The 13,114-nt window shown below is 33.3% G+C and carries 13 protein-coding genes and 1 other annotated feature (1 of these 14 cut by a window edge); all 13 genes read left to right on the forward strand.

Annotated features, from left to right (window positions below):
* Positions 1-101 (forward strand) — a sequence feature (ribosomal protein L21 leader region); it begins 153 nt to the left of the window's first position.
* Between the two features lie 12 nt (positions 102-113).
* Positions 114-422 (forward strand): 50S ribosomal protein L21, encoded by a 309-nt coding sequence (gene rplU / locus NST10_RS01910; RefSeq protein WP_000457386.1) that lies wholly within the window; start codon positions 114-116, stop codon positions 420-422.
* A gap of 5 nt (positions 423-427) precedes the next feature.
* Positions 428-748: a ribosomal-processing cysteine protease Prp gene (locus NST10_RS01915; RefSeq protein ID WP_000633692.1), complete on the forward strand. Its 321-nt coding sequence runs from the start codon at positions 428-430 to the stop codon at positions 746-748.
* Between the two features lie 11 nt (positions 749-759).
* Positions 760-1,044 carry a 50S ribosomal protein L27 gene (gene rpmA / locus NST10_RS01920; RefSeq protein WP_000916187.1) on the forward strand — a complete coding sequence of 95 codons (285 nt, stop codon included), beginning with the start codon at positions 760-762 and terminating at the stop codon, positions 1,042-1,044.
* A 486-nt stretch (positions 1,045-1,530) separates the two neighbouring features.
* Positions 1,531-2,823 carry a GTPase ObgE gene (obgE, locus tag NST10_RS01925; RefSeq protein WP_000496098.1) on the forward strand — a complete coding sequence of 431 codons (1,293 nt, stop codon included), beginning with the start codon at positions 1,531-1,533 and terminating at the stop codon, positions 2,821-2,823.
* Positions 2,824-2,835: 12 nt separating this feature from the next.
* Positions 2,836-3,291, forward strand: coding sequence for an ACT domain-containing protein (locus tag NST10_RS01930; protein WP_000368902.1), 456 nt, complete (start codon positions 2,836-2,838; stop codon positions 3,289-3,291).
* A 13-nt stretch (positions 3,292-3,304) separates the two neighbouring features.
* A complete protein-coding gene (gene ruvA / locus NST10_RS01935) occupies positions 3,305-3,907 on the forward strand; it encodes a Holliday junction branch migration protein RuvA (RefSeq protein WP_000271546.1) in 603 nt (200 codons plus the stop codon).
* Positions 3,908-3,938: 31 nt separating this feature from the next.
* Positions 3,939-4,943, forward strand: coding sequence for a Holliday junction branch migration DNA helicase RuvB (ruvB, locus tag NST10_RS01940; RefSeq protein ID WP_001005767.1), 1,005 nt, complete (start codon positions 3,939-3,941; stop codon positions 4,941-4,943).
* Between the two features lies 1 nt (position 4,944).
* A complete protein-coding gene (queA, locus tag NST10_RS01945) occupies positions 4,945-5,970 on the forward strand; it encodes a tRNA preQ1(34) S-adenosylmethionine ribosyltransferase-isomerase QueA (protein ID WP_001019178.1) in 1,026 nt (341 codons plus the stop codon).
* A gap of 22 nt (positions 5,971-5,992) precedes the next feature.
* Entirely contained in the window at positions 5,993-7,132 is a 1,140-nt protein-coding gene (gene tgt, locus NST10_RS01950) for a tRNA guanosine(34) transglycosylase Tgt (RefSeq protein WP_001112045.1), read from the forward strand.
* A gap of 18 nt (positions 7,133-7,150) precedes the next feature.
* Positions 7,151-7,411, forward strand: a complete 261-nt coding sequence (yajC, locus tag NST10_RS01955; protein WP_001160682.1) for a preprotein translocase subunit YajC — start codon at positions 7,151-7,153, stop codon at positions 7,409-7,411.
* 274 nt (positions 7,412-7,685) lie between these two features.
* On the forward strand, positions 7,686-9,965 hold the full coding sequence (gene secDF / locus NST10_RS01960) for a protein translocase subunit SecDF (protein WP_000749802.1): 2,280 nt from the start codon (positions 7,686-7,688) through the stop codon (positions 9,963-9,965).
* Positions 9,966-10,167: 202 nt separating this feature from the next.
* On the forward strand, positions 10,168-12,441 hold the full coding sequence (gene recJ, locus NST10_RS01965; RefSeq protein ID WP_000595001.1) for a single-stranded-DNA-specific exonuclease RecJ: 2,274 nt from the start codon (positions 10,168-10,170) through the stop codon (positions 12,439-12,441).
* Between the two features lie 21 nt (positions 12,442-12,462).
* Positions 12,463-12,981, forward strand: coding sequence for an adenine phosphoribosyltransferase (locus NST10_RS01970; protein WP_000364542.1), 519 nt, complete (start codon positions 12,463-12,465; stop codon positions 12,979-12,981).
* Positions 12,982-13,114 lie beyond the last annotated feature (133 nt).

A 13,114-nucleotide genomic window follows, 5' to 3' on the forward strand; every position in this document is an offset into this window, starting at 1 on the left:
ATCTTTATAAATGACTCGAGTTGCGACCGAAACAACGTAGAGTGCAAACGCTTGACTCAATAACGAAATGTCACCTATGTATGGCGTGACTTATTATACAGGAGGTGCAAAGTATGTTTGCTATTATTGAAACAGGTGGAAAACAAATCAAAGTAGAAGAAGGTCAAGAAATCTTCGTTGAAAAATTAGACGTAAACGAAGGAGATACTTTTACATTTGATAAAGTATTATTTGTAGGTGGAGATTCAGTTAAAGTTGGAGCGCCAACAGTTGAAGGTGCAACAGTTACTGCTACTGTTAATAAACAAGGTCGCGGTAAAAAAATCACTGTATTCACATACAAACGTCGTAAAAATTCAAAACGTAAAAAAGGCCATCGTCAACCATACACTAAATTAACAATCGATAAAATCAACGCGTAATTATTATGATTACTGTTGATATTACAGTTAATGATGAAGGCAAAGTAACAGACGTTATTATGGATGGCCATGCTGACCATGGTGAATATGGTCATGATATCGTTTGTGCTGGAGCTTCAGCTGTATTGTTTGGTAGTGTTAATGCGATTATAGGATTGACATCTGAGAGACCAGATATCAATTATGACGACAATGGTGGTCATTTTCATATAAGAAGCGTTGATACAAATAACGATGAAGCGCAACTAATTCTTCAAACAATGCTTGTGTCTTTACAAACTATTGAAGAAGAATATAATGAGAATATTAGATTAAATTATAAGTGAGGTGCATTCCGATGTTAAAATTAAACTTACAATTCTTCGCATCTAAAAAAGGGGTAAGTTCTACAAAAAACGGACGTGACTCTGAATCAAAACGCTTAGGTGCTAAACGTGCTGACGGTCAATTCGTAACAGGTGGTTCAATTTTATATCGCCAACGTGGTACTAAAATTTACCCTGGTGAAAATGTAGGTCGTGGTGGCGATGATACATTATTCGCTAAAATCGACGGCGTTGTTAAATTCGAACGTAAAGGTCGCGACAAAAAACAAGTTTCTGTATATGCAGTAGCTGAATAATTTTGTCTAGTTAACACCAGAAGTGAATCTTCTGGTGTTTTTTACTTTTTATAAAACGTTTTTCATTATTATTTTCATTTTGTTATTAAAAAATGGGAATTATAGACATTATACTAAATGTGCAACTGCATAAGAGCCCCTAATCGCTAAACTATAAGGGGACAAAGGAATACAGTTGCAGTATAAAAAGCAAAAAGTATCGAATTTGGTACTCGGAAATATCAGCAATTTGAGTAAAGTAAACTTAAAAGCAACTGCATAAGAGCCCCTAATTATTTACAATATATAAGGGGCTAAAAGGATTACAGTTGCAGCGTTTAAAGAATAAACTGTACCACAATTGGTGTTGAGAAATATAAGTATTTTAAAGCAAAGATTTATAAAAGCAACTGCATAAGAGCCCCTAATTATTTACAATATATAAGGGGCTCTAATATGCTATAATTATTGGGAAAATGAAAATTATATGTAAAAGAGGTGAGATATATGTTTGTCGATCAAGTCAAAATATCTCTTAAAGCCGGTGATGGTGGTAATGGTATTACCGCATACAGAAGAGAAAAATATGTACCATTTGGTGGACCAGCTGGCGGTGACGGTGGTAAAGGTGCTTCAGTCGTATTTGAAGTGGATGAAGGTTTAAGAACGTTATTAGATTTTAGGTATCAACGTCATTTTAAAGCAAGCAAAGGTGAAAATGGCCAAAGTAGTAATATGCATGGTAAAAATGCGGAAGATTTAGTATTAAAAGTTCCACCTGGCACAATTATTAAAAATGTTGAAACAGATGAAGTGTTAGCAGATCTTGTTGAAGATGGTCAAAGAGCTGTAGTAGCGAAGGGCGGTCGAGGTGGCCGAGGTAATTCACGTTTTGCAACACCTAGAAACCCTGCACCTGACTTCAGTGAAAAAGGTGAACCAGGTGAGGAATTAGATGTATCTTTAGAATTGAAATTATTAGCTGATGTAGGATTAGTAGGTTTCCCTAGTGTGGGTAAATCGACTTTATTATCTATCGTTTCAAAAGCTAAGCCTAAAATAGGGGCATATCATTTTACAACGATTAAACCAAATCTAGGAGTTGTTTCAACACCTGATCAACGAAGTTTTGTTATGGCAGATTTACCAGGTTTAATTGAAGGTGCATCTGATGGCGTTGGATTAGGACATCAATTTTTAAGACATGTAGAGAGAACAAAAGTTATTGTTCACATGATTGATATGAGTGGTTCTGAAGGTAGAGAGCCTATTGAAGATTATAAAGTCATTAATCAAGAATTAGCCGCGTACGAGCAACGTTTAGAAGATAGACCTCAAATCGTAGTAGCTAACAAGATGGATTTACCTGAATCACAAGATAATTTAATCTTGTTTAAAGAAGAAATTGGCGAAGATGTGCCAGTTATTCCAGTTTCAACAATAACGCGTGATAATATTGATCAATTATTATATGCAATAGCAGATAAATTAGAAGAATATAAAGATGTTGACTTCACAGTTGAAGAAGAGGAGTCAGTTGGCATTAACCGAGTATTATATAAACATACACCGTCACAAGATAAATTTACAATTTCAAGAGATGATGATGGTGCTTATGTGGTAAGTGGTAATGCTATTGAAAGAATGTTTAAAATGACTGACTTTAACAGCGATCCAGCAGTACGTCGATTTGCTCGTCAAATGCGTTCGATGGGTATTGATGATGCACTTAGAGAACGTGGTTGTAAAAATGGTGATATCGTTAGAATTCTTGGCGGAGAATTTGAATTCGTTGAATAGGAGCGTAACATGATGGACAATAAAGATTATAAAAAGTTTTATTTAATTAGAGAAGATGTCTTGCCTGAATCCGTGGTTAAAACATTGAAGATTAAAGATGCCTTAAAAAGTGATCCGACATTGTCCATTTATGATGCCGTTAAACAGTTTGATCTATCTAGAAGTGCTTTTTATAAATATAGAGAAACGATATTTCCAGTAGACGATAAAATGCTTGACCATCGAGAATTTACATTAATTTTATATGTAACTGATATTGTGGGTATGTTGGCACGTGTACTAGATGTTATATCAAAGTTAGAACTATCTGTATTAACGATTCATCAAAGTATTCCAATGGAAGAAAAAGCAACAATAACATTATCACTGAATGCTAAATCTAAAGAAACTTCAGTAGAAGATGTTATTGGCGCTTTGAGAAATTTAGATTATGTATCAAAAGTAGAATTAATTAGTATGAGTATGTAAGGATGTGCCTATAATGTACGCGTATGTCAAAGGTAAGTTAACACATTTATATCCTACACACGTAGTTGTTGAAACTGCTGGTGTTGGTTATGAAATTCAAACACCAAATTCTTATCGTTTTCAAAAGCATCTAGATCATGAAGTTTTAATTCATACATCTTTAATTGTTCGTGAAGATGCACAATTATTGTATGGATTTAGTAGTGAAGAAGAGAAAGATATGTTCTTGAGTTTAATTAAAGTCACTGGTATTGGTCCGAAATCAGCTTTAGCTATTTTAGCGACAAGTACACCTAATGAAGTAAAACGTGCCATTGAAAATGAAAATGATACGTATTTAACTAAATTCCCAGGAATTGGTAAGAAAACGGCAAGACAGATTGTCTTAGATTTAAAAGGTAAAGTGAAAATCACTGAAGAAGATAGCGATTCATTATTACAAGTAGACGCTACATCGACGGAGCAAGATCAATTCGTGCAAGAAGCAATGTTAGCGTTAGAAGCATTAGGTTATTCTAAACGAGAGCTTGCAAAAGTTGAGAAAACGTTAAATAAAAATAAATATGACTCAGTTGATGAAGCTGTTAAGGCAGGTCTTCAATTAGTTGTATCTTAATTTTAAATAGATTAATAGGGGAAGTGTTGTCATGAATGAGCGTATGGTTGATCAATCAATGCATAGTGAAGAAACTGATTTTGAATTGTCGCTTAGACCTACGAGATTACGACAATATATTGGTCAAAATTCAATAAAAAGTAATTTAGAAGTATTTATTAAAGCGGCTAAACTTCGTCATGAACCATTAGATCATGTATTGCTTTTTGGCCCCCCTGGATTAGGTAAGACAACATTATCTAATATCATTGCCAATGAAATGGAAGTTAATATACGTACAGTATCAGGGCCTTCATTAGAAAGACCTGGTGATTTGGCTGCAATTTTATCAGGGCTTCAACCTGGAGATGTTTTGTTTATTGATGAAATACACAGACTGAGTAGTGTTGTTGAAGAAGTGCTATACCCTGCAATGGAAGATTTCTTTTTAGATATTATCATTGGTAAAGGCGATGAGGCTAGAAGTATCCGTATCGACTTACCTCCATTCACTTTGGTAGGTGCAACAACACGAGCTGGTAGCTTAACAGGTCCACTAAGGGATCGATTTGGTGTGCACTTAAGATTAGAATATTATAATGAATCAGATTTAAAAGAAATCATTATTAGAACAGCTGAGGTTTTAGGCACAGGTATTGATGAAGAAAGTGCTATTGAACTTGCTAAACGTTCTAGAGGGACTCCAAGAGTAGCCAATCGACTATTGAAACGGGTAAGAGACTTCCAGCAAGTGAATGAAGATGAACAAATATACATTGAAACAACAAAGCACGCATTAGGTTTACTTCAAGTTGATCAACACGGACTAGATTACATTGATCATAAAATGATGAACTGTATTATTAAGCAGTATAATGGTGGACCTGTTGGTTTAGATACGATTGCCGTAACAATTGGCGAAGAACGTATTACAATTGAGGACGTTTATGAGCCATTTCTTATTCAGAAAGGCTTTTTAGAACGTACGCCGCGTGGCAGAAAAGCAACACCATTAGCTTATGAACATTTTGCAAAGTCGAATGAGGAGAGAGAATAACGTGAATATTGAAGAATTTGACTATGACTTACCAGAATCATTAATTGCTCAAACGCCTTTAAAAGATCGTGATCATAGTCGTTTATTAGTCATGGATAGAGAAACTGGTGAAATGAAACATTTACATTTTAAAGATATCATTGAGTATTTTAGACCTGGTGATACATTAGTGCTTAACGATACGCGAGTAATGCCAGCTAGACTTTTTGGTTTAAAAGAAGAAACTGGTGCAAAAGTTGAAATGTTAATGTTAACTCAAATTGAAGGTAATGATTGGGAAGTCTTACTGAAACCAGCTAAGCGTATTAAAGTTGGTAATAAATTGAATTTTGGTAATGGCAAAATTATAGCTGAATGCATAAAAGAAATGGATCAAGGTGGACGTATCATGCGTTTACATTATGAAGGTATTTTACAAGAAAGATTAGATGAATTAGGGGAAATGCCACTGCCACCATACATCAAAGAACGTTTAGATGATCCAGATCGTTATCAAACAGTTTACGCTAAAGAAAGTGGTTCAGCGGCAGCACCAACAGCTGGATTACATTTTACTGATGAGTTATTAACTGAAATTAAAAATAAAGGTGTTAATATCGCATTTGTTACATTACATGTTGGATTAGGTACGTTTAGACCGGTGAGCGTCGACGATGTGAATGACCACGAAATGCATAGTGAATATTATCAAATGACACAAGAAACAGCTGATTTATTAAATGATACTAAGTCCAAAGGACATCGCATTATATCAGTTGGTACAACTTCAACACGTACACTTGAAACAATTCGACGCGATCATGATAAATTTGTTGAAACGAGTGGCTGGACTAATATATTTATTTATCCAGGATTTGATTTTAAAGCTATTGATGGCCAGATTACTAATTTTCATTTACCAAAATCAACATTAGTTATGCTAGTATCAGCGTTTAGTACTCGTGAAAATGTTCTGAATGCTTATAAAACGGCAGTAAATTTAGAATATAGATTCTTTAGTTTTGGCGATGCAATGTTAATTATATAAAAAGAATGTGAGGATTTTGAATATGCCTGCAGTAACATACGAACACATTAAAACTTGTAAACAATCAGGTGCGCGTTTAGGTATCGTGCACACACCACACGGTTCATTTGAAACACCTATGTTTATGCCAGTTGGTACTAAAGCAACCGTTAAAACAATGAGTCCAGAAGAGTTAAGACAAATTGAAGCAAAAATCATTTTGGGCAACACATATCATTTGTGGTTACAACCCGGAAATGATATTATCAAACACGCTGGGGGATTACATAAATTCATGAATTGGGATGGTCCGATTCTAACAGATTCAGGCGGTTTCCAAGTGTTTAGTTTAAGTAATTTACGTAAAATTACAGAAGAAGGCGTGGAATTTAGACATCATACTAATGGGTCTAAATTATTTTTGAGTCCTGAGAAATCAATGCAAATTCAAAATGATTTAGGTTCTGATATTATGATGGCATTTGATGAATGTCCACCGATGCCTGCTGAATATGATTATGTAAAAAAATCTATTGAACGTACAACGCGTTGGGCGAAAAGATGTCTAGATGCACACCAAAGACCTGAAGATCAAGCATTGTTCGGCATTATACAAGGTGGCGAATATGAAGATTTAAGAGAACAAAGTGCAAAGGATTTAGTAGAATTAGATTTTCCTGGTTATGCAATCGGAGGTTTGTCAGTTGGTGAACCTAAACCGGTTATGTATAAAATGGTTGAACATACAGAGCAGTTTATGCCTAAAGATAAACCAAGATATTTAATGGGTGTAGGATCTCCAGATGCGTTAATCGAATGTAGTATTCGCGGCATGGATATGTTTGATTGTGTCTTACCGACACGTATTGCCAGAAATGGTACTTGTATGACATCGCAAGGTCGTTTAGTTATTAAAAATGCAAAATTTGCAGATGATTTAAGACCGTTAGATGAGAATTGTGACTGTTATACATGTCAAAACTACTCAAGAGCGTATATACGTCATTTAATCAAGGCAGAGGAAACTTTTGGTATTCGTCTTACTACTATTCATAATTTACATTTTCTGCTAAAATTAATGGAAGATATAAGACAAGCCATTCGAGAAGATCGTCTTTTAGATTTCAAAGAAGAATTCTTCGAGCAATATGGATTAAATGTTGAGAACCCAAAAAACTTTTAAGCAAGAGGAGCGTATAAAATGCAATTTTCATTACTTATATATATAGTCGTAATTTTTGCGGTTATGTATTTCTTGATGATCAGACCACAACAAAAACGTGCGAAACAGCATCGTGAGTTGATTAATAACATTCAATCTGGTCAAAGAATTACAACTATTGGTGGTATTAAAGGTACTGTTAAAGCAGTAGATGAAACAACTGTTGTTATTACAGTTAATGGTCATGGTACTGAATTAACTTTCGAAAAACCTGCTATTAAACAAGTTGACCCTTCATAACAAGAAGTGGTATTAAAAAGGATGAAACGAATAGCGTTTCATCCTTTTTAAGTTATAAGTAGTATGTAGAATAGCTTATTTTTATTCCAAAAAAAGAAATTGTGATACATAATAATTGTTAAATTTAAATTAAATATATCTATGACTATTTTTACTCCCTGCTCTAGTATGTTAATATGTATAAGGCTAATAAATTTTGTAAGAAAGATTTAACTTGCGTTATAAAATAGTATTCAAGTATTCTAAATACATACGTAAATAATGAGGTGTTCATGTGAAGAAAAGTAGTAGAATAATTGCGTTCTTGCTTTTAGTCGTATTGTTGTTTGCCGGAATGGCTGCAACTTATAAAAGTGTTATAAAGAATGTCAATTTAGGACTTGATTTGCAAGGTGGATTTGAGGTGCTTTATCAAGTCGACCCTTTAAATAAAGGCGACAAAATAGATAAAAAAGCCTTACAATCAACAGCGCAAACATTAGAAAATCGTGTTAACGTTTTAGGTGTTTCCGAACCTAAAATTCAAGTTGAAGAACCTAATAGAATTAGAGTTCAACTTGCTGGTGTAACAGACCAGAATGAAGCACGTAAAATTTTATCTTCTCAAGCTAATTTAACAATTCGCGATGCAGAAGATAAAGTAAAATTAAGCGGTTCTGATATTAAACAGGGATCTGCCAAACAAGAATTTAAACAGGAAACAAACCAGCCAACAGTTACTTTCAAAGTAAAAGACAAAAACAAATTTAAAAAAGTAACGGAAGAAATCTCTAAGAAACGTGATAATGTCATGGTTGTTTGGTTAGATTTCAAAAAAGGTGACAGCTATAAAAAAGAAGCACAAAAGAAAAACCCTAAATTTATTTCTGCAGCAAGTGTTGATCAACCAATCAATTCTGATAGCGTAGAAATCTCTGGTGGATTTAAAGGACAAGAAGGCGTTAAAAAAGCAAAACAAATCGCCGAATTGTTAAATGCAGGTTCTTTACCAGTTGACTTGAAAGAAATTTATTCAAACTCAGTAGGTGCCCAATTTGGTCAAGATGCATTAGATAAAACTGTGTTTGCATCGTTTATTGGTGTAGCATTAATTTATTTATTCATGCTTGGATTCTACCGATTACCTGGTTTAGTAGCGATTATTGCATTGACAACTTATATCTATCTAACGTTAGTAGCATTTAATTTCATTTCCGGGGTTCTAACTTTACCAGGATTAGCGGCGTTGGTATTAGGTGTAGGTATGGCTGTAGATGCCAATATTATCATGTATGAGCGTATTAAGGATGAACTTCGAATAGGTAGAACGATAAAGCAAGCCTTTTCTAAAGCAAACAAAAGTTCGTTCCTAACAATTTTTGATTCTAACTTAACAACAGTTATCGCCGCAGCAGTATTATTCTTCTTCGGTGAAAGTTCAGTTAAAGGTTTCGCGACAATGTTATTATTAGGTATTCTAATGATCTTTGTTACAGCCGTGTTCTTATCAAGATTCTTATTATCATTACTTGTTTCATCAAATATATTCAAAAATCAATATTGGTTATTTGGTGTTAAAAAGAATAAACGACATGATATTAATGAAGGTGTAGATGTTCATGACCTTAAAACTTCATTCGAGAAATGGAATTTTGTTAAATTAGCTAAGCCATTAATTGGAGTAAGTATTTTAATTGTAGTTGTCGGTTTAGTTATTCTTTATATCTTCAAGTTAAACCTAGGAATTGATTTCTCAAGTGGTACACGTGTAGATTTCCAATCTAAACAAGCAATTACTCAACAAAAGGTTGAGCAAGTTGTAAAAGGTAGTGGACTTAAAGCGGATCAAATTCAAATCAATGGTAAAGATAATAAAGTAGCAACTGTTCAATTTAAAGACGATTTAACGCGTGCTCAAGATAATAAATTGAGTGATAATATTAAATCGAAATTCGGTGACACACCTCAAATTAACACTGTATCACCAATTATTGGACAGGAATTAGCAAAAAATGCAATGCTTGCATTAATCTATGCATCGATAGGTATCATCATCTATGTATCATTACGATTTGAATGGCGCATGGGTCTTTCATCTGTATTGGCATTATTACATGATGTATTCATTATAGTAGCGATTTTCAGTTTATTTAGAATTGAAGTAGATTTAACATTTATCGCCGCTGTATTAACAATTGTCGGTTATTCAATTAATGATACAATCGTAACGTTTGACCGTGTACGTGAAAACTTACAAAAGGTTAAAGTGATTACTACAACAGAACAAATTGATGATATCGTTAATAGATCAATTAGACAGACAATGACACGTTCAATTAATACAGTATTAACAGTTATTGTAGTAGTAGTTGCTATACTATTCTTCGGTGCTCCTACGATATTCAACTTTACTTTAGCATTATTTATCGGATTGATTTCTGGTGTATTCTCTTCAATCTTCATTGCCGTTCCGCTTTGGGGAATAATGAAAAAACGTCAGTTGAAAAAATCGCCGAAACACAAATTAGTTGTATATAAAGAAAAGAAATCGAACGATGAAAAGATTTTAGTTTAAAATGAATTAAGCGGTATGTGAAACATTAAAGAGTTCACATACCGCTTTTTACTTTGTTTAAATTTAACAAAATATATATAAATAAGTTCCCGCATTCATTTTTAAAAAATGGTATAATTAAAGTCTTGATTATTTAGATAAGTGCTTTTTATTTAAAGTAATTTTAGATATAATGTCTTTTGGAAATGAGGCGTAAATATATATGATTAAACCGAAGTATAAGTGGAAATTAACTAAACCAGCTGAATACATAAGTGATGAATTAACATCAAAATTAAAGTTAACGCCAATCGTAAAAAAAATATTAGAAAGTAAATCGATTATTGATGAACAAGCAATTGAATCCATCATTTCAGATACAGATATCAATCATGACGCATTGCAATTGAGCGATATGACTAAGACTATTGAAAGAATTAAAAGAGCGATAGCGAATGATGAGAAAATCCTAGTTTATGGTGATTACGATGCCGACGGTGTTACCTCAACTACAATTTTAGTGACAACATTACAACTTTTAGGTGCACAAGTAGGATGGCATATTCCTAACCGCTTTACCGAAGGATATGGACCAAACGAGCTAGCATTTAGAAATGCTCATGATGAAGGCATAACATTAATCATAACTGTTGATAATGGCATACAAGGTCATAATGAAATTAAAATGGTTCAAGATTTAGGAGTTGATGTCATTGTAACTGATCATCATGAAATTGGTAGTACATTACCAGAAGCATATGCAATCGTACATCCAATGCATCCATCGTTTAATTATCCGTTCCAACAATTGTGTGGTGCAGGTGTTGCGTACAAATTAGCACAAGCATTGATTGAAAATGTACCTGATTATTTTAAAGCATTAGTTGCGATAGGTACCATTGCGGATTTAGTATCATTAACTGATGAAAATCGATCATTAGTGAAACAAGGATTAAAAGTCTTAAATGATCAATGTCCGACCTCTGTTAAAGCATTGCTAAAAGAAGCGGGATACAATGACAATATTGATGAAGAAACAATTGGTTTTATTATTGGACCTAGACTTAATGCTGTAGGTCGTTTAGATGACGCATCATTAGCTTGCGAATTGTTGATGACTGACGACGAAGAAGAAGCTGCATTTTTAGCAGAACAAGTTGAACAATTTAACCGCGAAAGAAAAGATATTGTAGCAACTATCACAGAAGAAGCAATGGCAATGGCAGAAATGAAAGTTAAAAATGGAGATTTATTTTTACTTTTAGCAAAAGAAAATTGGCATGAAGGTGTCTTAGGTATTGTTGCTTCGAAAATTGTCGAAACATTTGCTTTGCCAACATTAATTTTAAATATTGATAGGGAGCAAAATCATGCAAAAGGTTCCGCCAGATCAATTGATCAAGTGTCGATGTTTGAAATACTATCAGCACACCAAGAGTTAATCGCTAAATTTGGCGGCCATCATATGGCTGCAGGTATGACGATGGATATTGAAAATATAGAATCGTTAGCTGAAGGTTTAAATAAATGGATGAAAGAATTATCTAAAACAACTTCGTTAGATCCCGTAAAGCCAGTAGATGTATTATTAACAGAAAATGATATAACGATTAAAAATATTCGTGATATGAATCGTTTAAGACCCTTCGGAACAGATTTTTCTAGACCTATTTTTGAAATGGATGATTTATCAGTTTCTTCAGTTAAGGCGATAGGTCAACAAAAAAATCATCTGAAATTGACACTTGGTGAAAGTAATATCGCCGCGCTATTTTGGCAAAATGGACACTTAGAACCTGAATTACAAGATGAACAGCCAATTAATATATTAGGATCTGTTCAAATCAACGAATGGAATGGTAATCAATCACCGCAATTAATTATTCAAGATATTGCGATGAACGAACAGCAAATATTAGATTATAGAAGTAAGCGAAAAAGTTTACCTTTTACAGAAAATGATGAAAATATTGTCGTGCTTATTCATCCTAAAAGTGATAAAGTAAATGCGAATGAATATTATTATGGTGAAGAAATTAAACAACAAACTGATAAAGTAGTATTAAGAGATTTACCTACGTCAATGGAAGATTTGTCTAATTCCCTGCAACAACTGCAATTTTCTCAACTTTATATAGTTTTGCAACATAATCATTCGATTTACTTCGATGGTATACCTAATATGGATGTTTTTAAAAAGTGTTATAAAGCATTAATAACTAAACAAGAAACAAATATCCAGAAAGAGGGTATGTTATTGTGTCAACATTTAAGTGTGAAACCAGATACACTTAAATTCATGTTGAAAGTTTTCTTAGACTTAAAATTTGTAACACAAGAAGATGGTTTAATTCGAATCAATCAACAACCTGATAAAAGATCGATTGATTCCAGCAAAGTATATCAATTAAGACAACAACGTATGGATGTTGAAAAGCAATTATTATATCAAGATTTTTCAGAAATAAAAAATTGGATAAAGTCACAATTGTCGTGAGCAATTTAGGAGGAAATATTAATGGATTTAAAGCAATACGTATCAGAAGTTCAAGATTGGCCGAAACCAGGTGTTAGTTTCAAGGATATTACTACAATTATGGATAATGGTGAAGCATATGGCTATGCAACAGATAAAATTGTAGAATACGCAAAAGACAGAGATGTTGATATCGTTGTAGGACCTGAAGCGCGTGGCTTTATCATTGGCTGTCCTGTAGCTTATTCAATGGGGATTGGCTTTGCACCTGTTAGAAAAGAAGGGAAATTACCTCGTGAAGTCATTCGTTATGAGTATGACCTAGAATATGGTACAAATGTTTTAACAATGCACAAAGATGCAATTAAACCAGGTCAACGTGTGTTAATTACAGATGATTTATTAGCTACTGGTGGTACGATTGAAGCAGCAATAAAATTAGTCGAAAAATTAGGTGGTATCGTAGTAGGTATTGCATTTATAATTGAATTGAAATATTTAAATGGTATTGAAAAAATTAAAGATTACGATGTTATGAGTTTAATCTCATACGACGAATAAAAAATAATATAATTTTATCAAATAAAATCCTTCATCAAATGAATAAGAACGAATGACTTAATTAAAAAAGTTGTTTAAGTTTTCTTAACATGAGATGTTAGGATTTTTTATTTACTGAAAATGTTAGATGATT

Source organism: Staphylococcus sp. FSL W8-0305 (genome assembly GCF_037966415.1).
Lineage (GTDB): Bacteria > Bacillota > Bacilli > Staphylococcales > Staphylococcaceae > Staphylococcus > Staphylococcus aureus.